At 58.4% G+C, this 25910-nt stretch carries 25 protein-coding genes and 1 tRNA gene; 19 read left to right on the top strand and 7 right to left on the bottom strand.

All coding sequences use genetic code 11. The annotated features are described in order from the left end of the window. Positions 1 to 121 precede the first annotated feature (121 nt). From L1071_RS13120 to L1071_RS16230, 3 genes are all read left to right on the top strand, one after another. The gene (locus tag L1071_RS13120) at positions 122 to 808 is read left to right on the top strand and encodes a TetR/AcrR family transcriptional regulator (RefSeq protein WP_246975602.1); all 687 of its coding nucleotides are present in this window, start codon (positions 122 to 124) and stop codon (positions 806 to 808) included. Beyond that, complete coding sequence (locus L1071_RS13125; protein WP_246975604.1) at positions 805 to 1236, top strand: hypothetical protein; 432 nt, start codon at positions 805 to 807, stop codon at positions 1234 to 1236. Before L1071_RS13120 ends, L1071_RS13125 begins: the two co-directional genes overlap by 4 nt. Positions 1237 to 1363: 127 nt before the next feature. Further along, positions 1364 to 1498, top strand: coding sequence for a hypothetical protein (locus tag L1071_RS16230; protein WP_281504592.1), 135 nt, complete (start codon positions 1364 to 1366; stop codon positions 1496 to 1498). A 58-nt stretch (positions 1499 to 1556) separates the two neighbouring features. Here the strand turns inward: L1071_RS16230 and L1071_RS13130 are convergent, their stop codons facing one another. Next, positions 1557 to 1760: a hypothetical protein gene (locus L1071_RS13130; RefSeq protein ID WP_246975606.1), complete on the bottom strand. Its 204-nt coding sequence runs from the start codon at positions 1758 to 1760 to the stop codon at positions 1557 to 1559. A gap of 145 nt (positions 1761 to 1905) precedes the next feature. Continuing rightward, positions 1906 to 1982, bottom strand: a tRNA-Pro gene (locus L1071_RS13135). Between the two features lie 248 nt (positions 1983 to 2230). On the opposite strand from L1071_RS13135, the gene L1071_RS13140 reads away from it, so the two are divergent. Together L1071_RS13140 and L1071_RS13145 are read left to right on the top strand one after the other, a co-directional pair. Then, positions 2231 to 2614, top strand: a complete 384-nt coding sequence (locus L1071_RS13140) for a CidA/LrgA family protein (protein ID WP_246975608.1) — start codon at positions 2231 to 2233, stop codon at positions 2612 to 2614. Beyond that, the gene (locus tag L1071_RS13145; RefSeq protein ID WP_246975610.1) at positions 2611 to 3339 is read left to right on the top strand and encodes an LrgB family protein; all 729 of its coding nucleotides are present in this window, start codon (positions 2611 to 2613) and stop codon (positions 3337 to 3339) included. Before L1071_RS13140 ends, L1071_RS13145 begins: the two co-directional genes overlap by 4 nt. A gap of 122 nt (positions 3340 to 3461) precedes the next feature. Here the strand turns inward: L1071_RS13145 and L1071_RS13150 are convergent, their stop codons facing one another. Further along, a complete protein-coding gene (locus L1071_RS13150; protein WP_246975612.1) occupies positions 3462 to 4907 on the bottom strand; it encodes an SLC13 family permease in 1446 nt (481 codons plus the stop codon). Positions 4908 to 5107: 200 nt separating this feature from the next. Between L1071_RS13150 and L1071_RS13155 the strand changes: the two genes are divergently transcribed. The 12 genes from L1071_RS13155 (at position 5108) to L1071_RS13210 (ending at position 16376) form a co-directional block, all read left to right on the top strand. Further along, positions 5108 to 5575, top strand: coding sequence for a DUF2489 domain-containing protein (locus L1071_RS13155; protein ID WP_246975614.1), 468 nt, complete (start codon positions 5108 to 5110; stop codon positions 5573 to 5575). Positions 5576 to 5596: 21 nt separating this feature from the next. Continuing rightward, the gene (locus L1071_RS13160; protein WP_246975616.1) at positions 5597 to 6751 is read left to right on the top strand and encodes an amidohydrolase; all 1155 of its coding nucleotides are present in this window, start codon (positions 5597 to 5599) and stop codon (positions 6749 to 6751) included. Positions 6752 to 7013: 262 nt separating this feature from the next. Beyond that, positions 7014 to 7895: an OmpA family protein gene (locus tag L1071_RS13165; RefSeq protein ID WP_246975618.1), complete on the top strand. Its 882-nt coding sequence runs from the start codon at positions 7014 to 7016 to the stop codon at positions 7893 to 7895. 265 nt (positions 7896 to 8160) lie between these two features. Beyond that, positions 8161 to 10056 (top strand): threonine--tRNA ligase, encoded by a 1896-nt coding sequence (gene thrS, locus L1071_RS13170; protein ID WP_246975620.1) that lies wholly within the window; start codon positions 8161 to 8163, stop codon positions 10054 to 10056. Positions 10057 to 10093: 37 nt separating this feature from the next. After that, the gene (gene infC, locus L1071_RS13175; RefSeq protein ID WP_343315931.1) at positions 10094 to 10633 is read left to right on the top strand and encodes a translation initiation factor IF-3; all 540 of its coding nucleotides are present in this window, start codon (positions 10094 to 10096) and stop codon (positions 10631 to 10633) included. Positions 10634 to 10715: 82 nt separating this feature from the next. Continuing rightward, a complete protein-coding gene (gene rpmI, locus L1071_RS13180) occupies positions 10716 to 10910 on the top strand; it encodes a 50S ribosomal protein L35 (RefSeq protein ID WP_040243463.1) in 195 nt (64 codons plus the stop codon). A 52-nt stretch (positions 10911 to 10962) separates the two neighbouring features. Beyond that, entirely contained in the window at positions 10963 to 11316 is a 354-nt protein-coding gene (rplT, locus tag L1071_RS13185; protein ID WP_040243460.1) for a 50S ribosomal protein L20, read from the top strand. A gap of 294 nt (positions 11317 to 11610) precedes the next feature. Next, complete coding sequence (gene pheS / locus L1071_RS13190; RefSeq protein WP_246975624.1) at positions 11611 to 12630, top strand: phenylalanine--tRNA ligase subunit alpha; 1020 nt, start codon at positions 11611 to 11613, stop codon at positions 12628 to 12630. Positions 12631 to 12656: 26 nt separating this feature from the next. Further along, on the top strand, positions 12657 to 15038 hold the full coding sequence (gene pheT / locus L1071_RS13195) for a phenylalanine--tRNA ligase subunit beta (RefSeq protein ID WP_246975626.1): 2382 nt from the start codon (positions 12657 to 12659) through the stop codon (positions 15036 to 15038). Positions 15039 to 15066: 28 nt separating this feature from the next. Beyond that, entirely contained in the window at positions 15067 to 15375 is a 309-nt protein-coding gene (gene ihfA / locus L1071_RS13200; protein WP_040243453.1) for an integration host factor subunit alpha, read from the top strand. Between the two features lie 162 nt (positions 15376 to 15537). Then, positions 15538 to 15999, top strand: a complete 462-nt coding sequence (locus tag L1071_RS13205; protein WP_246975628.1) for a flavodoxin domain-containing protein — start codon at positions 15538 to 15540, stop codon at positions 15997 to 15999. Further along, positions 15999 to 16376, top strand: coding sequence for a hypothetical protein (locus tag L1071_RS13210; RefSeq protein WP_246975629.1), 378 nt, complete (start codon positions 15999 to 16001; stop codon positions 16374 to 16376). Before L1071_RS13205 ends, L1071_RS13210 begins: the two co-directional genes overlap by 1 nt. Before the next feature lie 102 nt (positions 16377 to 16478). On the opposite strand, the gene L1071_RS13215 is transcribed toward L1071_RS13210, so the two are convergent. After that, entirely contained in the window at positions 16479 to 17612 is a 1134-nt protein-coding gene (locus L1071_RS13215; protein ID WP_246975632.1) for an alkene reductase, read from the bottom strand. A 193-nt stretch (positions 17613 to 17805) separates the two neighbouring features. Then, positions 17806 to 19170 (bottom strand): nucleotide 5'-monophosphate nucleosidase PpnN, encoded by a 1365-nt coding sequence (gene ppnN / locus L1071_RS13220; protein WP_246975634.1) that lies wholly within the window; start codon positions 19168 to 19170, stop codon positions 17806 to 17808. 301 nt (positions 19171 to 19471) lie between these two features. Between ppnN and L1071_RS13225 the strand changes: the two genes are divergently transcribed. After that, positions 19472 to 20395, top strand: coding sequence for a LysR family transcriptional regulator (locus tag L1071_RS13225; protein ID WP_246975636.1), 924 nt, complete (start codon positions 19472 to 19474; stop codon positions 20393 to 20395). 117 nt (positions 20396 to 20512) lie between these two features. On the opposite strand, the gene gcvP is transcribed toward L1071_RS13225, so the two are convergent. Both gcvP and gcvH read right to left on the bottom strand, forming a co-directional pair. Further along, a complete protein-coding gene (gcvP, locus tag L1071_RS13230) occupies positions 20513 to 23413 on the bottom strand; it encodes an aminomethyl-transferring glycine dehydrogenase (protein WP_246975638.1) in 2901 nt (966 codons plus the stop codon). 107 nt (positions 23414 to 23520) lie between these two features. Continuing rightward, positions 23521 to 23916, bottom strand: coding sequence for a glycine cleavage system protein GcvH (gene gcvH, locus L1071_RS13235; RefSeq protein WP_246975640.1), 396 nt, complete (start codon positions 23914 to 23916; stop codon positions 23521 to 23523). A gap of 575 nt (positions 23917 to 24491) precedes the next feature. On the opposite strand from gcvH, the gene L1071_RS13240 reads away from it, so the two are divergent. Further along, complete coding sequence (locus L1071_RS13240) at positions 24492 to 25877, top strand: alanine/glycine:cation symporter family protein (protein WP_246975642.1); 1386 nt, start codon at positions 24492 to 24494, stop codon at positions 25875 to 25877. The last annotated feature ends 33 nt before the right edge of the window (positions 25878 to 25910 follow it).

Here is a 25910-nt window from a genome sequence, read left to right on the forward strand (position 1 = left end):
TGCGCTTGTTTGTCGTGCACCGAGGTGTGCTAGATGATCGGTACCATAGGGCGTTGGTGTGCGTTGCACTGGCGACACTCGCTGGGGCAGACTTTCGTACCGGCAGATGAAGAGAGTGGCCATGACATCGATGAATTCGCCCGAGTTGGGAACGCGGGCGCGCAATGAAAGCGTGATTCTCGAGGCGGCTGAACGCGTGTTCGCGTGCCATGGTTATCGAGGCGCGAGCGTGCAGGCCATCGCCGAAGCGGCAGGGCTGCCTAAATCCAACGTACTGTATTATGTGGGCAGCAAGCGCAAACTGTACGTGACGTTGCTCGAGCGTATGATGGCTCGCTGGAACGCCATGCTAGACGACATCGGCGAGGACGATGATCCGGGTGAAGTGCTGGAAGGCTTCATTCGCAGCAAGATGCGTCTGACTCGGCAACATCCCCAAGGCTCTCGGTTGTTCGCCGCCGAGGTACTTCAGGGCGCGCCTTTTCTACAGGAATACTTGCACGGCGAACTGCGCGAGTGGGTGCGAGCGCGGGCACGTGTCTTCGAGCGCTGGTCGGAAAAGGGCTTGATGGACCCCGTCGATCCGGTGTGGCTGATCTTCTTGATCTGGTCGGCCACCCAGCACTATGCGGATTTCGAGGCGCAGATACTGGGCATTACCGATCAGGCGGCGCTCGGGGAAAGCGATTACCGTGCGATCACCGATTTTTTGTGCCATGTCATTCTCAAGGGATGTGGCGTTCGCCCGTCATCCGATGTCGACAGCGAGCGTCATTACCAAGTTATCCAGGGTAAGGAGACAACATGAAACTTTGGGGCATCTTGCTCCTCGTCAGCGGCGGCTTGCTCGACGATTCATCGTCGCTGCCGGCGCAGCCCCCCGATACGCCAGGGGCGATCACGGCGCAGATCGCACGCGATCACTTGCAATGGACGTCGGCGACCGATGAAGAGATGTATCTGGCTCAGGCGAGCGTCAGAAAGTTGCTCAAGTATCCCGCCACTGCAGTTTTTCGCGATGTTCGTGCTGTCGGCCCTCGCGTCGGTGGGCCGTCCAACCGCGTGGTCTGCGGGCAGGTCAATGCGCGTTGCGAACGCGGCGATTACCTGGGATATCGCTTGTTCGTGGCACGTCAGGGCGCGCAGGCGGCTATTATGTCGTCGAGTCTGCATCGCAGCGGATGGGACCCTAACGCCGTGGCAGCGGCCTTGATTGAGTGGCAGAAGATGGCATGACCGATACTGGGATGCATGGGGCTGTGTGCATCAGGATGCGTTCAGCCCTATGTAACTCAGATTCTGTACGAAAACTGGCTGCGCTCGCCGACTTGTCGTCCAGAATTTAATGCTTTTTGGAGATGCCATGAAGGAACTACCCGGAGCACTGCTCGGCATTATGGTCGGGCTGGTCGCGTGGCTGGCGGTGGGCAATGTGCTGGCGGGCGTCATTGCTGGCATCGCTGGCGGGATCGTGTGGGATCTATGGCGCCATCGGTAGAGACGGGGGGGCGTGCATTGAAACGGCTTGGTAGACACTGCCAAGCCGTTTTCGGTGATCATTCCACGCTAGGGTCGTCGTCCTTTTCGCCTGACTTGACCTCGTTGTCGGACGTCTTCATTCGCTGACGTTCGGCTTCGGCATGTTCCATGCTTTGGTAAAGCCCCAAGCTCACTCCTGTGTCGCTATCATAGACTTCATAGCGGATGTCATCCGCGTTAGAGCCGGTGATTTTCCGTATCTCAATGGCGTCATGCAGCATGTGTTGGACCTCGCTGGAATTGCGTTAACCGAACGTGGGACTCGTCATGCTGACGAGTGTTCCCGACCATCACCACCATGATGCTAACACAACAAAAAACCGCCGCTATGGTTGACCCATAAGCGGCGGTTTTTATTCAATCTTTTGGTCGGAGCGACTGGATTCGAACCAGCGACCTCTGCAACCCCATTGCAGCGCGCTACCAAGCTGCGCCACGCTCCGTTAACGTTCTGTCGGAAGGCTTTAAAACCGGTGCCGCCCGTGGAACGCTGCGTATACTACCTCGGCTTCCGGGAAATGAAAACCCTTGATAGCGCTTTTTTTTCAACTGCTTGCCAGTGCCCGGTGATGATGAATGTCCGACGATGAAAGGTATAAGGCAGTGTGGTGACCGCTATCAACTGAGGTGTAGGGCGGCATGGATTAGACGAAAGATGTAGAATGTGGCCGTTTCATGTGGAGATGACACAATGCCTCTAATTGCCGGAATGAGCGTGCTGCTGGGGTGTCAGTTTCTCGGCGAGATTCTGGTTCATGGGTTCCAGCTTCCCGTGCCGGGACCCGTCGTGGGCATGGTAGTGCTATTGGTCGGGTTGATGATCAATGGACGCGTGCCCACGGGGCTGCGCACGAGTGGTGAAGGACTGCTGCGCCACTTGACGTTGCTTTTCGTGCCTGCGGGGGTTGGCATCATGGTGCATTTCGATCTTATCAAGGCGGACTTCTGGCCCATCGTCGTCACGCTCGTGGTGTCGACCGCCTTGACCTTGGCCGTCACGGCAAAAGTCATGTCGTGGTTGACGCGCTCGCTGCCCAGAGACCCACGTGACGACTGGCAGGAGGAGCGTTCATGAGCGTTCCTGTGCTCGATCAGCTCTGGGTGTATCTCTCCGCCAGCCCGTTATTGCACTTGCTGGTGACGTTGCTCGCCTTCATGGCGGCGAGTTACCTCAATCGTCTCCTGGGGGGCACGCCTTTCCTGCACCCGGTCGTGCTCACCATCGTGATGATCATTGCCTTTCTGATGCTGACGGATACCGATTATGCGACGTACTTCGAGGGCGCTCAGTTCATTCATTTCCTATTGGGGCCCGCGACCGTTGCCTTGGCGATTCCCTTGTATGACTACCGGGAGCGTGTCAGGCATATGTTGGTGCCGATATTGCTCAGCTGCGTCGCGGGGATCGTGACGGCGGTGACGTCTGCGGTAGGTGTCGCGATGCTCATGGGGGCCAGTCGCGAAATCGTGCTGACGCTGTCGCCCAAGTCGGTGACATCACCCATCGCGATGGGGATCGCCGAGAAACTGGGTGGTATTCCGTCGTTGGCGGCAGGAATGGTGCTGATCACCGGCTCTCTCGGGTGTGCTCTGGGACCTGTTGTTTTCCGCTTGCTCAAGGTGCGCGACCCTAGTGTGCAAGGCTTTACCATGGGAGTGGCAGCGCATGGGTTCGGGACGGCCTATTCCTTTTCGTCGATCGGTGCCGTGGCGGGTGCCTTTGCGGGACTGGCAATGGGGCTGACGGGCCTGCTGACAGCTTTCATCCTGCCGCCTTTGGTGCATTTGTTCGGTCTTTAATTTTTTATACCGTTATCTATTGATTTCTTCAAAGCCAAGAAACCGATAACCCAAATGGCAACGTCCGGTGGGGCGTTGCCATACGTTGACTGTTAATATTCGTGATCGCTTATTCTATGAGGTCAAGCCCATAGCAGGCGCAGCAGTGTGACGGTGATCAGTGTGATCAGTAGCGTGCCGACGATGTTGAGTAGAAAGCCAGCGCGAATCATCGACTGAATCTTCATATGGCCCGTCGCGAACACGATGGCATTGGGTGGGGTCGCAACCGGCATCATGAAGGCACAGCTGGCAGCAATGGCGGCAGGGACCGTGATCAGTAGCGGGTCCATGTCCAGCGAGATGGCAAGCGCACCGAGAAGCGGCAGGAAGGCTGCTGCCGTGGCCGTGTTCGAGGTGACCTCGGTCAGGAAGATGATGACCAATACGATGATGCCCACTAGCATCAACAGCGGGAACACGCTGAAGATCGAAAGTTGTTGAGCGATCCATTCGGCTAGGCCGGAGTTCTTGATCATTCCTGCCAACGCGAGCCCGCCGCCGAAGAGCAGTAGCACACCCCAGGGGAGTTCCTTGGCGCTGTCCCAGTCGAGCAGCGCGCCGCGTGCCTTGTCTCCACTAGGAACGAGAAACAGCCCAATACCGGCGGCCAGAGCAATGGTGGTATCCGATAGCCAGTCGAGCCCGACTTGATTCAAGAGTGGGCGCAGCATCCAGGTGGCGGCGGCAATGAGGAAGATCAGGCCGACGCGGCGCTCGGCGGCGGTCATGGTGCCGAGCGATTCGAGTTCGCGGCGAATCATTTCTCCGCCATCGTCGCTTTGCTGCAGATCGAAGCCCTTGTGGGTCAGCCACCACCATGTCACGGCCATCATCACGATGCTGACCGGCAAGCCGATGGTCATCCATTGAGCGAAGCCGATATCGATGCCTTCGCCGGAAAGATATCCCGCGAGCAAGGCATTGGGTGGGGTGCCGATGAGCGTGGCGACGCCGCCTATACTGGCGGAATAAGCAATGGCCAGCAGCAGGGCGGTGGCGTAGCGCGAGACTTCACGTGAGTCGCCATCGCCCAGCAGGCTGACGACGGACATGCCGATAGGCAGCATCATGATGCTGGTGGCCGTATTGGAGACCCACATGCTGATGAAGCCCGTGGCGATCATGAACCCCGCGATTTGCTGGCGTGGTTTCTGACCGACGATGCTGAGGACTTTCAAGGCGATGCGTCGATGGAGGTTCCAGCGCTGCATCGCGATGCCCAGCAAGAAGCCCCCCAGGAAGAGATAGATGATAGGGTCGGCGTAACTGGCTGCCACGGAATCGAGTTCGTCGATGCCCAGCACAGGAGCGAGCACCATGGGCAGCAACGAGGTCGCGGGGATGGGGATGGCCTCGGTGGCCCACCATGTGGCCATCAGCAGTGCAAAGCCGACACATGCCCATGCCGGTGAGGACATGCCGGCTGGCGCGGGCACGACCAGGCATAGAATGACCCATAGTGGCCCCAGCCATAGTCCGATTTGCGCGGCGCTGAGGCTGCGGCTGTCGTGAGTAGTCTCGCTCATGAATTGCCTCCTTGAAGGCGGCGAATGATTAATTGGCTTACGATGTTCGTCATACTACTAAGGTATTAAGACTCGGTAGCTTAGTCATTGGTCTAAGATACTGGTTCGGCCTTTACGGCATGGCTTGTTGCAACGCGACAAGCTCGGTAATGTCCGCGCTCGTTGCCGGTTAACTAAACGTATTCGATTGAGGTGCGACCATGTCCGTAGTGGTGGGCTGGAGCTTGGTGGTGTTAGCGGTGCTGGTCGTCGCTGGTTTGGTGGGATATGCATGGCGGTTGTGGCGAGAAGTGCAGCGCCGAGAGGCGGCACAGAGGGAGGAGCTCGCGCGGGCGCATCGCAATTGCCTCGAGAGCCTCGAGGCAATTGCGACGGCCATGCTGGGCGACCAAGTCGACTTGGTAGAGGGGGCGCTGCGCTGCAAGGTGTTGCTCGATATCATCGATCCCGCATTGCTTGAACGCGAGGATTTCAACGTCTTTGCCGAGATTTATCGGCGCACGGAGCATTTGCATACGCATTCGTCACGCCAGGACCTGTCGGCCAAACAGCGCTTCGCGGAGGATCGCGAGCGTATCGCGCTGCAGGAAGAGCGCTATGCGGCCCTTCACGAGGCGGCGCGCCAGGTGCTGGCATTCAAGCGCGAGTGGCCGCAAGGCTGGCAGTGAACAATGACGCAGGAGAAAGGCATGGAAGATCGGTTTATGTCGCTTGATCCCACGGAAATTCGCCACTGTTTGCACGCTCAGCCGGAGTTATCGGGGCAAGAAGTTGCTACGTCGCAGCGCATCGTCGAATGGCTTGAGGAGGCCGGAGCGACGCGCATCGTGACAGGCTTGGGAGGGCATGGCGTAGCAGGTGTTTTTGCTGCTGATCGTCCCGGGCCTCGGGTGATGTTTCGTGCCGAGCTCGACGCGCTTCCCATTGACGAGACCGCAGAAGTGGCATGGCGGTCAAGGCGCGAGCAGGTGGCGCATAGCTGTGGTCACGATGGTCATATGGCGACATTGCTCGGGCTGGCGCAGCGTTTGTCGCAAAAGCCGCCAGAACGTGGCGAAACGGTACTGCTTTTCCAGCCTTCCGAGGAGACGGGGCGAGGTGCAAGAGACGTCGTCGAATCGTCACGTTTCGAGGAGGTCGCGCCGGATCATGTCTTCGCGCTGCATAACTTGCCCGGTGAGCCGCTAGGTGAGGTGTCGGTACGGGCGGGGGCGTTCACGTGCGCCTCGCGAGGATTGATCGTACGTCTCAATGGGTTGTGCAGTCATGCGGCACATCCCGAGCAGGGGCGTAATCCAGCCTTGGCAATGTGTCGGATCCTGCAGGGGTTGAAGCGCCTGCCTCAGCAATTGCCGGATGATCAAGGGTTGGTCATGGTGACGCTGATTCATGCGCGCCTGGGTGAAGTCGCTTTCGGCACGTCGCCCGGGCAGGCTGAAGTGATGGCCACTTTGCGCACCGAAGACGATGCGATGATGCGTGCCTTGGCGGAAGCGGCGGTATCGCTGGCCCGGGTCGAGGCCGAAGAAGATGACTTGGGCATCGAAATCGACTGGTGCGATGTCTTTCAAGCGACCCATAATCATCCACGTGCCGTCGAGGCAATTCGTGAGGAGACGGGTGCCTTGGCGTTACCGTTGCGCGAGTTGTCCGCAGCGCATCGCTGGTCGGAAGATTTTGGATGGCTCGCCGCGCAAGGCGAGGGAGCGTTGTTGACCTTGGGCAGTGGCGAGCAATGCCGGCCATTGCACCACCCTAGCTATGATTTCCCGGATGCCATGCTGATACCAGGCATCGATTTGTTTGAACGGCTGGTCAGGCGCTACCAGGGAGCCGTTGGATAGTCGTACAAGCTTGAGGTACTAAAGATGTCGTTTGTGCTTTTGGTTTGCAACAAAGCCGATAATGCATAATCATGAAGGGGCATTCATCCGTAGAAGCGCTGGTGAAGGGTGAAGTACTGGCTGAACGAAAGCCTTTGTGCTTTCTTTTTTGATAAAAGATAGGCGAAAAAGCCTTCCTCCCACCGGGAACCGCTTCTATACTCGGACCCCGCTGGGTAACGTCCCGTTACGACTAGCGCTGTGTTAAGAAGGAGTCTTACATATGAAAAAATCTACGACTGGCTTGCTGCTCGGTTCTGCATTGATGGTCGGCCTTTCTGGCTGTGCCACGTCGGGTGCTCAGTCCACGTCAAGTTCCGATGATCAAGCATGGTATAATTCACCGTTCGTCTGCGGCCTGGCCGGCGGCTTGATCGGCGGTGGCATTGGCTATGCATCGAGCAGTGACTCGGACGAAGATACCGGGGCTGCACTTGGCGGTGTCGGCGGTGCGACGGCCGGTGCTCTGCTGTGCGCTGATTACTCCGACAAGGAAGTGGACAGCGATGGCGATGGCGTTCCCGATGACCGCGATCAGTGCCCCAACACGCCGGCTGGCGTTGCGGTAGACGCCCAGGGTTGCCCGCTTGATAGCGACGGCGATGGCGTTCCGGACTATAAGGACGAATGCCCGGGAACACCGGCAGGCGTTGACGTCAACGCTAAAGGCTGCCCGCTTGATAGCGACGACGATGGCGTTCCGGACTACCAGGATCAGTGCCCGGACACACCGGCTGGCGAAGAAGTCAATGCGCTAGGCTGCCCGGCAGACTTGGTGCTGCGTGACGTGAACTTTGAGTTCGACTCCGCCACGCTCACCAGCGATGCGGAAGGCATTCTCGATGGCATCGCCGAGAAGCTGGCTGCTAACGAGAGCGTCAATGTTCGTCTGGAAGGTTACACCGACTCCGTCGGTAGCGCTTCCTATAACAAGGAGCTTTCACAGGAACGTGCTGATTCAGTGAAAGACTACTTGGTCTCGCAGGGCGTCAACGGCGATAACGTCTCTACCATGGGTTACGGCGAAGAAGATCCCGTCGCGACCAATGAGACGAAAGCAGGACGCGCTGAAAACCGTCGCGTTGAAATGGGCGAGCAAGAATAACGATTGCTCGGTCCATGATCGAAAAGAGGCGCCTTCGGGCGCCTCTTTTTGTTTGTGTCGCAGGCATGACTGGACGATATTTCTCGGGCTTGCTAGTGTTCGCAGTTCATTGTTACATGCGTTTGCCTTGCAGCACATCCAAGGTGCGGGCGACATATGCACGTGATACATAAGGGGAATCAGGCTGATAGCGTTCCCATGGTTTTTATTTTCATCGTTTCATGTGGTCCCTAGTATGGGCCACCACTGAATAAAGGGATCTTGCATGCCCATCGTGACACTGCCTGATGGCAGCCAGAAAACATTCGATTCGCCCGTAACCGTCATGCAACTCGCCGAGTCCATAGGCACGGGGCTAGCTAAGGCCTGTGTGGCGGGAAAGATAGAGGGTGTTGCCGTCGATGCGGCCGATCTAATCGAACATGACGCCGAGGTCAGTATTCTGACAGCGCGCGATCATGAAGGGGTGGAAATTATCCGCCACTCCTGCGCTCATCTTCTGGGGCATGCTGTCAAACAGCTTTACCCTGACGCTAAAATGGCGATTGGGCCGGTCGTGGATGATGGGTTCTATTACGATATCGATTTCGGCCAATCGATATCCCCGGACGACCTCGAAGCGATGGAAAAGCGCATGAAAGCGCTGATCGAACGTGAATACGATGTCGTTCGTGAATACGTGACGAAAGAGCAGGCCCTGGCGACCTTCGTTGAACGTGACGAACCTTACAAGCAGGAAATCGTCGAAGGTATCGCCGATGGTGAGACCGTTCGTCTCTATCATCATGAAGAATACATTGATATGTGCCGTGGGCCGCATGTCCCGAATACGCGGCACCTGAGGGCCTTCAAGCTTACCAAGCTGGCGGGCGCCTATTGGCGGGGTGATGCCACCAAGCCCATGTTGACGCGCATCTACGGTACGGCGTGGCCGGACAAGAAAGCCCTGAAGACTTACCTCCAGCGCCTGGAAGAGGCCGAGAAGCGCGACCACCGCAAGCTGGCCCGCAAGCTCGACTTCTTTCACATGCAGGAAGAGGCGCCGGGCATGGTGTTCTGGCACCCTCGTGGCTGGACACTCTGGCAAACCGTTGAACAGTACATGCGCAATGTCTATAAGGACAGCGGGTACCAGGAAATTCGTTGCCCGCAGATCATGGATGTTTCGCTGTGGCAGAAGTCTGGCCACTGGGACAATTACGCTGAGAACATGTTCTTTACCGAATCGGAAAAGCGCGAGTATGCGCTCAAACCGATGAATTGCCCTGGCCATGTGCAAGTCTTTAATTCCGGTCTGCGTAGCTATCGTGAGCTACCGGTGCGCTATGGTGAATTTGGTGGTTGCCATCGCAATGAGCCCTCGGGTGCCTTGCATGGCATCATGCGTGTTCGTGCCTTTACCCAGGACGATGGCCATGTGTTCTGCACCGAAGCGCAGGTCGAATCGGAAGTGACGGCCTTTCACCGCCAGGCGCTGGATGTCTATCGTGATTTTGGCTTCGATGAAATCGCCGTCAAGATTGCGTTACGTCCCGAGAAGCGTCTGGGGAGTGACGAGAATTGGGATCGCGCCGAAGAAGCGTTGCGTAACGCTCTGGGGCGTTGTGACGTGCAGTGGGAAGAACTTCCTGGTGAAGGGGCTTTCTACGGGCCTAAAATCGAATATCATATGCGTGACTGCCTGGGGCGCGAGTGGCAGGTGGGCACGATGCAGGTCGATTTCATGATGCCGACTCGTCTGGGGGCGCAATATGTGGCCGAGGACGGGTCACGTCAGGCACCGGTCATGCTGCATCGCGCCATCGTGGGGTCAATGGAACGTTTCATTGGTATCCTCATTGAGCACTATGCGGGGGCCATGCCGTTGTGGCTGTCGCCGCTGCAAATAGTGGTCCTGAATATCACCGATGCCCAGCGTGATCACGCCGAGTCGGTATCGCTGCGTTTGCAGAAACTCGGTCTGCGTGTCAAGACAGACTTGAGGAATGAGAAGATCGGCTTTAAAATTCGCGAACATACGTTGCAGAAGGTCCCCTATCTCCTTGTGGTTGGAGATAAGGAAGTCGAGGCCGACTCGGTAGCCGTGCGTACGCGCGGCGGCGAAGACCTAGGCAGCATGACGGTGGACGCTTTCATCGACAAGGTGCAAGCCGAGCGGTAATAGCGACATCTTCCAAGGCAAAAGTGGAGACGGAACCATCAAGAGAAGCAACCCAAGAGGGCGCCCACAGGAAAAGCGCCCACCAATGAACGAGCGGATTACCGAAGATCAAGTTCGCTTGATCGCAAGCGACGGCGAACAGCTTGGTATCGTGCCGACTAGCGATGCCTTGGAGCGTGCCGAAGCGGAGGGTATGGACCTCGTACAGATTTCCAATGCCGACCCGATCGTTTGCAAGATCATGGATTACGGCAAATTCATCTTCGAGCAGAAAAAGCAGAAAGCTGCTCAGAAGAAGAAAACCAAGCAGATCCAGGTCAAGGAAGTCAAATTCCGGCCCGGTACTGACGAGGGCGATTATCAGGTGAAGTTGAAAAACCTGATTCGTTTCCTCGAAGCGGGCGACAAGGGCAAGGTCACGTTACGTTTTCGTGGTCGTGAGATGGCACACCAGGACATCGGCCGTAAGCTGATGGAACGGATTGCTGCGGACCTCGAAGACATGGCGGCTGTCGAATCCTTCCCCAAGATGGAAGGTCGTCAGATGATCATGATCTTGGCGCCCAAGAAGAAGTGATCCGTTGGCGGTTGAACGGGCAGTCGGCGCCGCCGACTGCCGGCCCCGGGTTTTCTGAAGAAACCGAGTGGAGTTTCCCCTCATGCCGAAAATCAAGAGTAACAGCGGCGCTGCGAAGCGCTTCAAGAAGACTGCCCATGGCTTCAAGCACAAGCAGTCTTTCCGCAGTCACATCCTGACCAAGAAGTCGACCAAGCGTAAGCGTCAGTTGCGCGGCATGAAGCAGATTCACGATGCCGACAAGCAACTGGTTCAACGCATGCTGCCGAACCTCTAAGTACTTGTATTCAAAAGTACAGGTTGTCGATTTTAAACGTCAGGAGTAAGTCATGACTCGTGTCAAGCGTGGTGTCGTCGCTCGTCGTCGACACAAGAAGATTCTGAAGCAGGCCAAAGGCTATTACGGCGCACGCTCTCGCGTATTTCGCGTTGCCAAGCAGGCGGTCATCAAGGCAGGTCAGTACGCCTATCGTGACCGTCGTCAGCGTAAGCGTCAGTTCCGTGCATTGTGGATCGCGCGCATCAACGCGGCATCTCGTGCCAACGGTCTGTCCTACAGCCGCTTCATCGCCGGCCTGAAGAAGTCCGGCATCGAGATTGACCGCAAGGTACTGGCCGATCTCGCCGTCCATGAAAAGTCTGCCTTTGCCGCGATCGTCGATAAGGCCAAGGCTGCTCAGTAATGGCCGGGTGAGACGTTCTTCATGAGTGTCTCATCATGCGCATGAAGCCGCAGGGGGAGAGCAGCCGCTCTTCCCCTGTTTTTTTGTCTGGGCCATCACTTTATATGCGATGGTCTATCATGGGCACTTAGGGAAATGCTGAATAAATAGACGAGGGGGATGAAGCGCGAGGCGCATGGAACACAGAACACGAGACATAACATGGGGTTAGGCGAGTGTTCGAGTACCACGCAACGACGCGATTCGCTCGTGTAGGCATTTATGCAGCGTTTCCTCAGCATCGGAGCTAGACGGATGGACCACCTCCCACAACTGGTCGCCGAGGCTCGCGCCGCCATCGAGCGCGCGCAGGATGTCCAGGCGCTCGACGAGGTTCGAGTACATTTTCTGGGCAAGAAGGGCGAGATTACCGCGCTTCTCAAAAGTCTTGGTCAACTACCGCCGGAGGAGCGCCCCAAGGCGGGTGAGCAGATCAACGAGGCCAAGCAGATATTATCGAACGAGCTCGAGGCGCGTAAGCAAACGCTTAAAGATGCCGAGCTCGATGCCCGCTTGGCACGTGAGCGAGTCGACGTGACCCTGCCTGGTCGTGGTGAACCGACAGGTGGTTTGCACCCGGTCACGCGCACGCTTGAGCGTATTGAATCGCTGTTCGCGCATATCGGTTTCGATGTGGCCGTAGGTCCCGAAATCGAAGACGATTATCATAATTTCGAAGCGCTCAATATTCCCGCGCACCATCCGGCGCGTGGCATGGCCGACACCTTCTATTTCGATGCTTCGCGCTTGTTGCGTACGCATACGTCACCGGTTCAGGTGCGTACCATGAAGGAACAAGCGCCGCCGATCCGCATCGTCTGCCCGGGGCGCGTATATCGCAGCGACTCTGATCTCACGCATACGCCGATGTTCCATCAGGTGGAAGGCTTGTTGGTCGATGAAGGTGTCAGCTTCGCTGACCTCAAGGGCACCATCGAGGACTTTCTCAAGGCCTTCTTTGAGCGTGAGACGCTTTCCGTGCGCTTTCGGCCGTCGTATTTTCCGTTCACCGAGCCCTCCGCCGAGGTCGATATCCAGTGCGTGATGTGCGGCGGTGACGGCTGTCGCGTCTGCTCCCATAGTGGCTGGCTGGAAGTCATGGGCTGCGGCATGGTCCATCCCGAGGTCTTTCGTCATTCGGGTATCGATGCTGAGCGTTATACGGGGTTTGCCTTCGGCATGGGGGCTGAGCGCTTGACCATGTTGCGGTATGGCGTCAACGACCTGCGGCTGTTTTTCGAGAACGACTTGCGCTTCTTGCGCCAGTTCGGCTGATCTGCGACTAGGACACAGGAAGAAACATGAGATTTTCCGAAACATGGTTGCGCGATTGGGTGTCACCCGAACTCACGACGCAGGCGCTTGCTGACCGGATCACGATGGCCGGGTTGGAAGTCGACGCCATCGAGGCGGTGGCCGGCGATTTCGAGGGCGTCGTCGTCGCCGAGGTGGTCGCCAAGGAACCTCATCCCAGTGCTGACAAGCTTAATGTCTGCCAGGTCAATGATGGTGGCGATGAGCCGGTGCAAGTGGTGTGTGGCGCTCCCAACGTGGCGGTCGGGCAGAAAGTACCTTTCGCTCGGGTGAACGCAACGCTGCCCGGTGACTTCAAGATCACGAAAGCCAAGCTACGTGGCGTGGAATCGCGTGGCATGATTTGCTCAGCCTCCGAACTTGAGCTGGAAGAAGGCACCTCGGCGGGCATTTTGGTGTTGTCCGGCGAGGCGCCCATTGGCGCCTCCCTGCGCGATTGGCTGGCGCTGGACGATCATGCCATCGAGGTGGATCTGACGCCCAATCGTGGCGATTGCTTGAGCCTTAAGGGGCTGGCGCGTGAAGTGGGTGTATTGAGCCGTCTGCCGGTGACGGCGCCGGAGACCGACATGGTTCCGGCGGCGCATCAAGCGTCGTTCCCAGTGCGTGTCGAGTCGCCGTCGAAGTGTCCACGTTATGCGGGTCGCATCATTCGTGGCGTCGATGTTTCGGCGAGCACACCGCTATGGATGACCGAGCGCCTGCGTCGCAGCGGCGTTCGTGCGATCGACCCGGTCGTCGATGTCACCAATTACGTGATGCTCGAACTCGGGCAGCCGATGCACGCCTTCGACTTGGCGCGCTTGAATGACGCCATCGTGGTCCGCGAGGTGCAAGACGGGGAGCGTTTGACGTTGCTCGATGGTCAAGACATTGCCCTGCGCGAGGGTACTTTGGTGATCGCCGATGAAAAGCAACCGTTGGCTATTGCCGGGGTCATGGGCGGCGAGGCCTCCGGCGTCAATGCCTCGACGCAGGATATTTTCCTGGAGTCAGCGTTCTTCTCGCCGCTGGCAGTCGCGGGACAGGCACGCTCTTATGGCCTGCACACCGATGCATCGCATCGTTTCGAGCGGGGTGTCGACCCGGAATTGGCGCAAGTCGCCATCGAGCGGGCTACGCAGTTGCTGCTGGATATCGTCGGAGGTGAACCCGGGCCGGTGACTGACGTCATGAGCCCAGAGCATTTGCCGCTGGGTCATGAGGTCGTCCTGCGCCGTGAGCGTCTCGATCAATGCCTGGCACTGGTCATGGCCGGTGACGATGTCGTGGATATCCTGTCTCGCCTGGGCATGCGCGTCGCTGCCATGGATTCAGGATGGCGGGTGACGGTGCCTAGCTGGCGCTTCGATATCGCGCTCGAGGAAGACCTTATAGAGGAACTGGCGCGCATCCATGGCTACGACCAGGTTCCCGTGCGGCGTCCTTCCGCGCGTCTGAAACTAAGTGCTTCCAACGAAGCGCGTCAGCCGCTGGCACGTCTACGTCGGCACTTGGTGGCACGCGGATATCAAGAAGCGATTACCTACAGTTTCGTCGCGCCCGAGCTGCAAGAGACCTTGACGCCGGGCGCGGTGGCCCCTTATCTGGCCAATCCCATCTCATCCGATATGTCGGTCATGCGGGCGAGTTTGCTTCCTGGGCTGGTCAAGGCGTTGAGTCACAATCTCAACCGTCAGCAAGCACGTATCCGCCTGTTCGAAACGGGGCTCGTGTTCCGTGGCGAGCTGGATGATCTTGAGCAGGTGGCGATGCTCGGCGGTATCGTGTGTGGGCCGAGACAACCAGAAGGGTGGTCTTCTTCTCGCGAGAGCGTCGACTTCTTCGATCTCAAGGGTGATCTGGAAAGCCTGATGTCGTTGACCCAGCAGCCTGGGGCATGGCGTTTCGATGCTGGCGAGCATCCGGGGCTTCATCCCGGTCAGACAGCGCGCATTATATGTCACGGTCGTCATGTGGGCTGGATCGGTGCCCTGCATCCCGGTGTTCGTGCCAGCTTGGGCATCAAGACCAATGCTTTTGTATTCGAGCTGGAATTGGAAGCCTTGACCCAGGGCGAACTGCCGGCCTTTGCGCCTCTGTCGCGGCATCCGGATGTGCGTCGCGATCTGGCGTTGGTCGTGAGTGACGAGGTGCCGGTCATGGCCTTGATGGACGTCATGCGCGAGCAGGCCGGAGAATGGCTGGTCGACATGCGATTGTTCGATGTCTATCAGGGCGAGGGGATCGAAAAAGGCCACAAGAGTCTTGCCTTGGGCTTGACCTGGCAGCATCCTTCGCGCACGCTCAATGACGATGAAATCAATCAGTTAGTCGATGCCATCGTCGGCGAGGCGAAAATGCGCTTCGCGGCGGTCCTGAGGAGTTAATCCTATCAGCCGTTACGAGGATGAGAGCATGGGGGCGCTGACCAAAGCGGATTTGGCCGAACATCTGCATGCTGAGCTGGGTTTTTCCAAGCGCGAAGCAAAGTCGATGGTCGAAGCCTTTTTCGAGGAAATCCGCAGCTGCCTACGCGAAAACGAGCAGGTCAAACTGTCCGGATTCGGTAACTTCGATTTGCGCGACAAGCGTGAACGCCCGGGGCGTAATCCCAAGACGGGAGAAGAAATCCCTATCTCGGCGCGTCGTGTGGTGACGTTCCGTCCTGGACAGAAGCTCAAGGCGCGGGTCGAGGATTTCGACGACGCGGACGTCATTCACTGACGCTGCAGCGTTCCGCCCATGCGATGACACAATCTCGAGTAATCTCGGGTACTTGCGAGTGCTCGGGGTTGTGTCGTTCATATTCATTCGAGACGCTAACGACGTGTCATGTATGTGCTAACATGGCGCGCACATTTACCGTTAAATCGACGACTGAACTGCATGCCAAGCATCAAAATCTTCGTAGGCACCATGTACGGTGGCGCCCTGGACGTTGCCGAGCAGGTGGCTCCGCTTTTCGAGCAAGTGGGCTATGAGGTGGCGATCTTAGAACAGCCCACCCTCGGTGATCTCGAGCCCTTGCCCGATCTCGCCTTATTCTGCGTTTCCACCACCGGTAGCGGTGATTTCCCTGGTAATTTTGTGCCCTTCGCGCGCGACCTCCGTGAATCGCCCCCTGCGCTGACTCAGTGTCGCTATGGGCTGATCGCTCTGGGAGATAGCTCCTACGGCGAGACGTTCTGCGGCGCGGGCCGCGCGCTGGATGCCTTGCTGGAAGATCTCGGCGCTCAACGTTTGGGCGATCGTCTGGAAATCGACGCCATGGAGACCTTCATGGCCGATGATGCTGCCATTCCCTGGGTCGAGTCATGGATCGACGAGCAAGGGTTGCAGGCTACGTGATGAGCGACATGACGGCGTCTCCTTCCGCTGCACGCCTGAGCGTCATGATCGGGCTTCTGCTCGTGACGCTGTGCTCCTGGCCTCGCTATCAACTGGGGGGCTATGACACCCACAGTGGTTTGCTGGCCATGGTCGCTGCGGGGTTGGCGGTCGTCGTCATCGCCTATTGGCGGCGCATGACGGCAAAGCAGCGCCGTCTCCTTCCAGCACTGCTCAAGTGGTTGGTCATGTCATTCGTGGCTGGGGGCGTGGTGATGGCAACCTGGCATTACGGTTTGGCAAGCACCAGGACCGGATGGGCGACCGTGCTGTCGCATGGCGCCACCGCCGGCTTGTTGCTTCACGCAATCTCGACAGGCTGGCGCGCTCGGCAGTAAGTCTTCTGGGTGCTGGATCTCGAATCACGCTCGGTTTAAATGCGAAACCCCCGATCCTATGGACCGGGGGTTTCACGTTTCGCGAGCACGCTCTATTTCCTATCAGGATTTTTCGCGAATCATCTCTTCGCGAGCCAGGCGTGCCTGTTCCTCGGGATAGGTGGGAAAGTCCACGTAGCCGCGGGCATCGCCGCCATAGAACGTGTTGGTATCGAAGTCCGCCAGAGGCCAGCCATTTTGCATCCGCTCGACTAAATCGGGGTTCGAGGTGAAATGACGCCCGAATACCGGTAGATCGATGGTGCCCTCGCTGACGAGCTTCTCAGCTTCTGCCTGATCGAGGTTGCCGGCGAGCAGCAGATTACCTTGGTAGACATCACGGAACTCACGCAAGTAATCGCGCGGCATCGGGGGCATGCCTTGTCCGCCCTGGTCATGCAGGTGCACGAAGGCGAGGCCGCGTTTGTTGAACTCGCGTGCCAGATAGAGATAGGTTTCGCCGTTGTCGTCGTATTCCGGCATGTCGAACAGCGTGCCGAACGGTGACAGGCGAACCCCAACGCGCCGTGCGCCGATCATCTTGCTGACTTCATCGACAACCTCTAGCAACAGGCGGCAGCGATTTTCGCGCGAACCGCCGTATTCGTCGTCACGATCATTGACGCCGGGATTGAGGAATTGCTCGAAGAGGTAGCCGTTGGCACCGTGAATTTCGACGCCATCGAAGCCGACAGCGCGGGAATTGACCGCGGCCTGGGCGAAGTCGCGCACGATCTCGTGTACTTCATGGGTCTCGAGACGCCGCGGCTGGCTGGCCTTGAGCATGTCCGGTTGGCCGTCTTCGTTATAGCCAAAGGCCATGCCGCCTTGCTTGTCACTGGGGCCGACAGGTGACGCGCCAGCAACTTGGACCGTGGTGTGGGAAACGCGCCCCACGTGCCAGATCTGCGCGAAGAAGATGCCGCCACGTTCGTGCACGGCGCGCGTGGCCTTGGCCCAGCCGTCCAGTTGGTCAGGGCCAAAAATCCCGGGATTGTAGAGATAGCCTTGGCCCTGGCGCGAAATGGGGGTGCCTTCGGAGATGATCAGCCCGGCGCTGGCACGCTGGCGATAATAGAGGGCACCCATCTCGGTGGGGATGTCCTCTGGTGCACGTGAACGCGTCATGGGCGCCATCACGATGCGGTTGTTCAAGCGCGTACCATTGAGATCGAAGGGTTCGAAGAGTGAAGCCATGCGATGCTCTCCTTGCAGGCCGGCGGTGAGTGGAAACTAAGACGCGAGCCATAGACCGGGCTCGCGTACATTTGGGAGTCTAGAAGGTTGTTAGCATTTTAACAATCGCATGAGACGATCGAGTCCATAAGCAATGATTATCGAATTTCGGGCGTTGCTCACGCAATACAAGATATTGTTTTTACTTGCCTTTTCAGCCAAGCGTATAGCAGGGGACGTATTCGCTGCCCGGCAGCTTCATGCGTTCTTGAGCCACGAACGAGGTCAGCAGTGCGTCGAGACGCGCCATCAAATCCGGCTCGGCATGCAAACGGAAGGGGCCGCGCTCTTCGATGGCGCGTATACCTTCTTCCTTGACGTTGCCGGCGACGATACCCGAAAACGCACGGCGGAGGTTGGCTGCGAGTTCATGCACCGGTTGTTCGCGATGCAGGGCAAGCTCGGCCATGCTTTCGTGGTTAGGCTCAAAAGGCAATTGAAAACCGGCATCGACGTTGAGGCGCCAGTTGAAATAGAAAGCGTCGTTCTGACTACGCCGAAACGCGGCTACGTCGTCCACGCCACGGCGCATGGCACGACCGACTTCGGTGGGGTCGTCGATGATGATCTGATAGCGTTCACGCGCCTTTTCCCCGAGCGTAAAGGTCAGGAACTCGTCGATGCGCTTGAAGTAGTCGGCGCTATCGCGAGGGCCGGTAAAGACGACCGGGAAGGGGACGTCGGCATTGTCCGGATGCAGCAGAATGCCCAGCAAATAGAGGATTTCCTCGGCGGTCCCCACGCCGCCGGGGAAGATCACGATGCCATGCCCAGCGCGCACGAAGGCCTCGAGGCGCTTCTCGATGTCGGGCATGATGACCAGCTCGTTTACGATGGGATTGGGCGATTCGGCGGCAATGATGCCGGGTTCGGAAATGCCCAGATAACGGCCATCGTGGCGACGCTGTTTGGCATGCGCGACATTGGCGCCCTTCATGGGGCCTTTCATGGCGCCGGGGCCGCACCCCGTGCAGATGTCGAGATCGCGCAATCCCAGGTGATACCCCACGTCCTTGCTGTAATCGTATTCCTCGCGGGTGATTGAATGGCCGCCCCAGCACACCACAAGGCTAGGTTCGCGCGCGGACTTCAGCGTTCCGGCGTTGCGCAGGATATGGAAAACGGCATTGGTGATGCCATCTCCGCGCTGAAGATCGAACTTGGGCGTGTGCTGGATTTCGTTGTGTACGTAGACGATATCGCGGAGCACGGCGGAAAGGTGCTCGCGAATCCCGCGAATCATTTGCCCGTCGACGAAAGCGCTGTGCGGTGCGTTGTCGAGCTTGAGACGAATGCCGCGATCCTGCTGGAGTACTTCGATTTCGAAATCGTGGTGCGCCTGCATCAGCGCACGGCTGTCATCGGTGGGATTGCCGCAATTGAGCACGGCCAGCGAGCAGCGTCTCAAGAGATCGTGCAGGCCGTTGGCGGAGGTGTCGCGCAGGCGGTTGACCTCTTGCTGCGAGAGGACTTCCAGACTCCCTTCGGGAGAAATGATAGTAGAAAGTTTCTGGGGCATTGACGCATCCTTGTGGCGGCACGAAGGCCGAAGGAAAAGCTCAGCATCAGGCGGCGGGCCGAGTGTCTTTGGCGCTGTGCGCCTGACTCGGCCACAACACTCTCTGGGGGCTGATTCATGTTTCGATGCTAACACGCGATCTTCGGCCACGCAGCGATGTGCGGTGTAGCATAATTTGCTATGATGCCGTTATTACAACCCCCGAAGCCACGGTTATTGCTACGCTAACCTTCGTTGATCGTGTCATGGCTTCGGCACATCAGCAGCTGCCCCGAAACGCCAGCCGGTGGATCCTCACTTCATGTTCAACGCGCAATATTTTCGTACCTTTATCACGCTTGTCGAAACCGGTAGCTTCACGCATACCGCGCGCAAGCTGGAAATGACTCAGCCCGGGGTCAGCCAGCATATACGCAAGCTGGAGCGCTATCTCGACAAGTCCTTGCTGTACCGGCATGGTCGGCGTTTCACGCTGACCGAGGCGGGGCGGCGTGCCTATGACTATTCCGTCAAGCTGTTTGCCGAGCATGAACAGTTTCGTCACTCGCTGGACAATGACTCGCCGGATACCGGGGAGTGTCGCGTGGCATCGCCGGGTAGCGTGGGGTTGATGTTCTACCCGTTCATCCTGGGCTATCAGCAAATGCACCCCGGGCTGACGGTCACCTATGACTTCGCCTTCAACGGCGAGATCGTCGATGCGGTACTGGCGGGGCGCTTCGACGTGGGTATCGTCACCGATATCAGCAAGCACCCCGATCTCAATTTTGAGCCTTGGCATCAGGAGCCGCTATGCCTGGTCGTTCCTGCTGATTTTGCTGGCACGACGATCAGCGAGCTCATGGCGCTGGGGTTCATGAACTATTCCGATGGCATCAACAACGCCAGTTTGCTGTTGCGGCGCAATTTCGCCGGGGAATTTCGTTCGATGAGTCACTTTCCGCAGCAAGGCTTTTCCAACGAGATCAGCATGGTGCTGGATGCGGTGGCGCGTGGCCTGGGCTTTACCGTGATCCCCCGGACCGTACTCGAAACATCGCCCTGGCAGCGTCAGGTCAAGGAGCTGCCCGTGGCGGAATCGGTATACGAAACGTTGTATGTCGTGACCAAGCGTGGCGTCGAGATGCCGCGTCGCTACGAGCAGTTGCTGGGTGAATTTCGGTTGCAGCGCCGTAATGTGCTCTATGGTTACGCCGAGGCGCCGCCGCTCGAGGAAGACGCCTGACGGTATGCGTCGGGCGTGACTGTCTCGACTGACGTGAATGTCTCGACTAAAACGGCCCCACCAAGGTAAGCCTTGGTGGGGCCGTTTTGCGTGTGGCGTCGTGGGCGTTAATCGCGTTCAGTCGCCGTCGCGATATGCCTCGATGGGCGGGCAGCTGCAGATGAGGTTACGATCGCCATGAACGTTGTCGACGCGATTGACCGTCGGCCAGTATTTCGCGGCCTTGGTGGCCTCGGTGGGGAAGGCGCCCAGCGCACGCGAATACGGCCGATCCCAGTCGTCGGCCATCAAGTCCGCCTGCGTATGTGGCGCCATGGACAAGGGATTGTTATCCGCCGGCCACTCACCGCTTTCCACGCGCCTAATTTCGTCGCGAATGGCGATCATGGCATCGCAGAAGCGGTCGATTTCATAGCGCGACTCCGATTCGGTTGGCTCGACCATCAAGGTGCCGGCCACGGGGAAAGACATCGTCGGGGCGTGAAAACCGTAATCCATCAAGCGTTTGGCGATGTCTTCCTCGCTGATGCCGGAAGCTGTCTTGAGAGAGCGGACATCCAAGATGCATTCATGGGCGACGGTGCCGTTGCGCCCTTTATAAAGCACCGGGTAGTGCGCTTCGAGACGCTTGGCGATGTAGTTGGCGTGGAGTATTGCCAGCTCCGTGGCGAGCTTCATGCCGCGCCCGCCCATCATTTTGATATAGGCCCAGGAGATCGGCAGGATTGACGCCGAGCCGTAGGCTGCCGCCGAGACCGCGCCAGCGTCCGTCTCGACACCCGGCAGGGGCGTGATGACGTGATTAGGCACGAACGCGGCCAGATGCGCCTTGACCCCGATGGGGCCCATGCCGGGGCCGCCGCCGCCATGTGGAATGCAGAACGTCTTGTGCAGGTTGAGGTGCGATACGTCGCCGCCGAAATCCCCTGGCCTGCAGAGTCCGACCTGGGCGTTCATGTTGGCCCCGTCGATATACACCTGGCCACCGTTGTCATGCACGATACGGCAGGCTTCGCTGACACTTTCCTCGAAAACCCCATGTGTCGACGGATAGGTGAGCATGATCGCCGATAGCGCGTCGCGGTGCTTGTCGGCCTTGGTGCGCAGGTCGTCGATGTCGATGTTGCCATCGCTATCGCATTCGACGACGACGACTTTCATCTGCGCCATGGCGGCAGAGGCCGGATTGGTGCCGTGGGCCGAGCTCGGTATCAGGCAGATATCGCGATGGCCCTGGCCCTGTGATTTCTGGTAGCGCCGAATGGCGATCAGGCCCGCGTACTCGCCCTGTGCACCGGAGTTGGGCTGCATGGAAATCGTGTCGTAGCCAGTGATCTCGACGAGAAACGCCGAGAGCTCGTCGATCATCTGCTTGTAACCGGCGACCTGGTCCTGCGGCGCGAAGGGATGGATATTGGCGAATTCCGGCCAACTGATGGGGATCATCTCGCTGGTGGCATTGAGCTTCATGGTGCATGAGCCCAAGGGGATCATGGCATGGGTAAGCGATAGATCCTTGTTTTCGAGACGCTTCAAGTAACGCAGCATTTCGGTTTCGCTGCGGTAACGCCGGAACGTGGGGTGGCTGAGGAAGTCGCTTTCCCGGGCGCAAGCGGCGGGGATACCGGTCATGCCCTGTGCCTGGACGTGATGATCGAGCTCACGCACCGACAGTCCATGCTCGTCTCCCAGCAACACGTCGAACAGTGTGGCGACATCTGCCGCCGTGGTGGTCTCATCGAGGCTGATGCCGATATGGCCATCGGTGTCGTAACGCAGGTTGATTTCATGCGCCAGGCTGCGGCCATGCACTTGGCCGTGGTCGAGCCCTGAAAGCGTGAGCGTGTCGAACCAACTGTCGTGGGCGAGTGTCACGCCGTGGTGCTTGAGCCCTTCGGCGAGAATGGTCGTGAGGCGATGGATCCGCGTGGCGATGGTGCGCAGCCCTTCGGCGCCATGATAAACCGCATAGAAGCCGGCGATGTTGGCGAGCAATGCCTGCGCGGTGCAGATATTGGAGGTCGCCTTCTCGCGGCGAATATGCTGCTCGCGCGTTTGCATGGCCATGCGTAAGGCGCGTTGACCGCGGCTGTCCTTGGAAACACCGATGATGCGTCCGGGAAGCGAACGCTTGAGGGCGTCGCTAGCGGCAAAAAACGCCGCATGTGGCCCACCGTAGCCCATGGGAACACCGAAACGCTGGGAGCTGCCCACGACGATGTCCGCGCCCAGCGCGCCAGGTTCCTTGAGTAGTACCAGGCTCATCAGGTCAGTGGCGACGCAGGTCATGATGCGTTGTTGCCGGGCCGCTTCGAGCTGCGCCGAGATATCGCGTACTTCGCCGGTAGCCCCTGGATATTGCAGCAATGCCCCGAAAACATCGTGATCGGCCAAAGTCTCGGCGGGCGCGACGATGAGCTCGAAACCGAAATAGGCGGCACGGGTACGCAGGACATCGAGCGTCTGGGGCAGCACATCGTCAGCCACGAAGAAGCGCTCGCTCTTGGCCTTCTTGTTGGCGCGACGGCACAGGGCCATGGCTTCAGCGGCAGCTGTCGCTTCGTCGAGCAGGGACGCATTGGCGATCGGCATGCCGGTCAGGTCCATGACCACTTGCTGGAAGTTCAACAAGCCTTCCAGGCGCCCTTGGGCGATTTCCGGCTGATAGGGCGTGTAAGCGGTGTACCAACCGGGGTTCTCGAGTACGTTGCGCTGGATGACGGCCGGCAGATGCGTGGGATAGTAGCCTTGGCCGATGTAGTTCTTGAAGGTCTTGTTCTGGCGTGCCAACTGCTTGAGATAGGTAAGCGCTTCCGCTTCGCCACGGGGCTCTTCGAGAGACAGGTTACGATCCAGGCGAATATCGCCAGGAAGCGTCTTGGCCATCAGCGACTCGGTATCGGGAAGATCCAAGGTCGCCAGCATGTGCTGGACATCGTCCTCGTCAGGCCCATTATGGCGCGTCAAGAAGTCGTCGTGATTGGCCAATTCGGCCAGGCTGCGATTGTCGTTTGCCATGAAACCCTCAAGCGGTGGCGGGCGGTCGAGCCCGATTCGACACGAAGCGGCGACACGTCACTAGGATGCCGCCGGCAGAACAGGACAAGTGCAACGTGCGAGACGCGTCAGCCTTCCTCGGCGCTGACGAGTGCGTCGTAGGCAGTGGCATCGAGCAACGCATCGAGCGCGTCGGGCTCGGCGAGTTTGAGCTTGATGATCCAGCCGTCCTCGTAGGGGTGATCATTGACCGCTTCGGGAGAGTCTTCGAGCGACTCGTTGACGGCAACGATTTCACCGCTCAACGGGAGGTAAAGGTCGGAAGCGGCCTTGACGGATTCGATGACACCGAACTCTTCGCCGGCGTCGAGTTGCCGGCCCGTGTCGGGGAGCTCCACGAAGACGACGTCTCCCAGGGATTCTTGGGCGTGATCGGTGATACCGATCGTGACGGTGCCGTCGTTGTTGTCGAGGACCCATTCGTGACTGTCGGTATAGCGAAGGTTGGCAGGGATGTGACTCATCGTGATTTTCCTATACGAAAAGATTTTCTGATTTGGGGAATATGAGTGCCATTATGCCTCATTGATTCGCCCTTGGCATCGTCATCATGCATTTCTTCATGCCATTCGGCTCGACCGTCTAGTAAGGGTGGACAGGATAGCGGCGAGCGTCCAGCAAAAAGCCATACCGTCTGTCGCCCGGGCCTTACGCTGGCCCAAGAGAGGCGCGAAAAGAACTCAATGGAACTTTCGTTGCGCGGTAGGCAACTCATTCAGGTGCATATACCGAGGTCTATGTGCGTTGTACGAAAGGGGAGTCGTCACGTCTTTGGGTTGCCAAGCACGAGGGCAGCGATTAGCCTCCGTTTCTAATAAGAAACTTGTTGCGCTCGTGTCTTGCCTGCATGACCGAGCGAGCCATCAATGCGTTTGCTGCCAGTAAGCCCTAAAGCGCTATTTCGCGTGGCGGGTATGGAGAAATGGCAAGCCAATCCGCTAGAGTCGGAATGGTTTGGCGTTTATCTTCTGGACGTAACGCCGTCGACGATAGCGCATACTCTTCGCTGTATAACAACAAATGTCTGGGAGGACATCTCGTGGAAACACTCAACGCGGTATTCAGCGCCATCAATGATGTCGTATGGGGCCCCTTGATGCTCATCTTGTTGCTGGGGGTGGGCGTCTATTTGCAACTGGGACTCAAGTTGCTGCCCATTCGCAAGCTGGGAGCGGGCTTCAGCCTGCTCTGGAAAGGGCGAAAAGCCGAAAAGGGCGATGAGAATGAGGGTGAGATTTCCCCGTTCAATGCGCTGATGACGTCGCTTTCGGCCACCGTGGGTACCGGTAATATCGCGGGTGTCGCTACCGCCATCTTCCTGGGTGGCCCCGGAGCCGTGTTCTGGATGTGGATCACGGCCTTGGTGGGCATGGCGACCAAGTTCTCTGAGGCGGTGCTGGCGGTTCGTTATCGCGAAGTCGATGCGGCGGGCGATCACGTCGGTGGGCCGATGTATTACATCCGCAATGGTCTGGGTAAGAAATGGGGCTGGCTGGGTGGCTTGTTTGCGTTTTTCGGTGCTGTGGCTGCCTTCGGGATTGGCAATACCGTGCAGTCCAACTCGGTCGCCGATGGTCTCAGCGAATCGATCGGCATGCCGCATTGGCTGACCGGTGTGATCATCATGGTGTTGGCGGGTGCCGTGATTCTCGGCGGGATCAAGCGTATTGCCAAGGTGGCTGGCAAGCTGGTGCCGATCATGGCGATCGCTTATATCGTCTGCGGTTTGCTGGTGCTGTTTATCAACATGGATCACGTTGGTACCGCGCTGGGGCTGATTTTCGGCCATGCCTTTACACCGGTATCCGCCGCTGGTGGTTTTGCGGGTGCCGCCGTGGCCAAGGCGATTCAATATGGTGTGGCGCGGGGCGTGTTTTCCAACGAAGCGGGGCTGGGGAGTGCGCCAATTGCCCATGCTGCGGCACAGACCAAGAACCCCGTACGCCAAGGGCTGGTGGCAATGCTGGGGACGTTCATCGATACCATCATCGTGTGCTCGGTCACTGCGTTGGCGATCTTGACCAGCACCGAGTGGACATCCGGTGAGACCGGCGCCGCGTTGACCGCGATGGCCTTCGATGGCGCACTCCCGGGTGTCGGTCAGTATGTGGTGTCCTTCGCGTTGGCCGTGTTCGCCTTCACCACCATCCTCGGCTGGGCCTTCTACGGTGAAAAGTGCTTCGAGTATCTGTTCGGTGTCGCGTCGATCAAGATCTACCGGGTGGTGTATATTCTGGCGATTCTCGCCGGAGCCGTCGCGCCACTGGAGTTCGTCTGGCTGATGGCCAGTGTCTTCAATGCCATGATGGCGATCCCCAACCTGATCGCGCTGGCCCTGCTGTCGCCGGTGGTCTTCAAGCTCACCAATGATCACTTTGCCGGCAAGACCGTCCTGCCGGGCGAAGACTTGGACGATAAACGCTGAGCTGTCTTGGGGCGGCGATCGTCGCCCCTTCAC

The sequence above is a fragment of the Chromohalobacter sarecensis genome, assembly GCF_023061135.1.
Classification (GTDB): domain Bacteria; phylum Pseudomonadota; class Gammaproteobacteria; order Pseudomonadales; family Halomonadaceae; genus Chromohalobacter; species Chromohalobacter sarecensis.

Coding starts and splice junctions, on each gene's coding strand:
- L1071_RS13205 (WP_246975628.1), top strand. CDS start 15,538: ATGCCAAGCATCAAAATCTTCGTAGGCACCATGTACGGTGGCGCCCTG.
- L1071_RS13165 (WP_246975618.1), top strand. CDS start 7,014: ATGAAAAAATCTACGACTGGCTTGCTGCTCGGTTCTGCATTGATGGTC.
- gcvP (WP_246975638.1), bottom strand. CDS start 23,413: ATGGCAAACGACAATCGCAGCCTGGCCGAATTGGCCAATCACGACGAC.
- ihfA (WP_040243453.1), top strand. CDS start 15,067: ATGGGGGCGCTGACCAAAGCGGATTTGGCCGAACATCTGCATGCTGAG.
- L1071_RS13215 (WP_246975632.1), bottom strand. CDS start 17,612: ATGGCTTCACTCTTCGAACCCTTCGATCTCAATGGTACGCGCTTGAAC.
- pheS (WP_246975624.1), top strand. CDS start 11,611: ATGGACCACCTCCCACAACTGGTCGCCGAGGCTCGCGCCGCCATCGAG.
- L1071_RS13120 (WP_246975602.1), top strand. CDS start 122: ATGACATCGATGAATTCGCCCGAGTTGGGAACGCGGGCGCGCAATGAA.
- L1071_RS13130 (WP_246975606.1), bottom strand. CDS start 1,760: ATGCTGCATGACGCCATTGAGATACGGAAAATCACCGGCTCTAACGCG.
- L1071_RS13125 (WP_246975604.1), top strand. CDS start 805: ATGAAACTTTGGGGCATCTTGCTCCTCGTCAGCGGCGGCTTGCTCGAC.
- ppnN (WP_246975634.1), bottom strand. CDS start 19,170: ATGCCCCAGAAACTTTCTACTATCATTTCTCCCGAAGGGAGTCTGGAA.
- L1071_RS16230 (WP_281504592.1), top strand. CDS start 1,364: ATGAAGGAACTACCCGGAGCACTGCTCGGCATTATGGTCGGGCTGGTC.
- rplT (WP_040243460.1), top strand. CDS start 10,963: ATGACTCGTGTCAAGCGTGGTGTCGTCGCTCGTCGTCGACACAAGAAG.
- L1071_RS13210 (WP_246975629.1), top strand. CDS start 15,999: ATGAGCGACATGACGGCGTCTCCTTCCGCTGCACGCCTGAGCGTCATG.
- rpmI (WP_040243463.1), top strand. CDS start 10,716: ATGCCGAAAATCAAGAGTAACAGCGGCGCTGCGAAGCGCTTCAAGAAG.
- L1071_RS13140 (WP_246975608.1), top strand. CDS start 2,231: ATGCCTCTAATTGCCGGAATGAGCGTGCTGCTGGGGTGTCAGTTTCTC.
- pheT (WP_246975626.1), top strand. CDS start 12,657: ATGAGATTTTCCGAAACATGGTTGCGCGATTGGGTGTCACCCGAACTC.
- thrS (WP_246975620.1), top strand. CDS start 8,161: ATGCCCATCGTGACACTGCCTGATGGCAGCCAGAAAACATTCGATTCG.
- L1071_RS13160 (WP_246975616.1), top strand. CDS start 5,597: ATGGAAGATCGGTTTATGTCGCTTGATCCCACGGAAATTCGCCACTGT.
- L1071_RS13225 (WP_246975636.1), top strand. CDS start 19,472: ATGTTCAACGCGCAATATTTTCGTACCTTTATCACGCTTGTCGAAACC.
- L1071_RS13150 (WP_246975612.1), bottom strand. CDS start 4,907: ATGAGCGAGACTACTCACGACAGCCGCAGCCTCAGCGCCGCGCAAATC.
- gcvH (WP_246975640.1), bottom strand. CDS start 23,916: ATGAGTCACATCCCTGCCAACCTTCGCTATACCGACAGTCACGAATGG.
- L1071_RS13155 (WP_246975614.1), top strand. CDS start 5,108: ATGTCCGTAGTGGTGGGCTGGAGCTTGGTGGTGTTAGCGGTGCTGGTC.
- L1071_RS13145 (WP_246975610.1), top strand. CDS start 2,611: ATGAGCGTTCCTGTGCTCGATCAGCTCTGGGTGTATCTCTCCGCCAGC.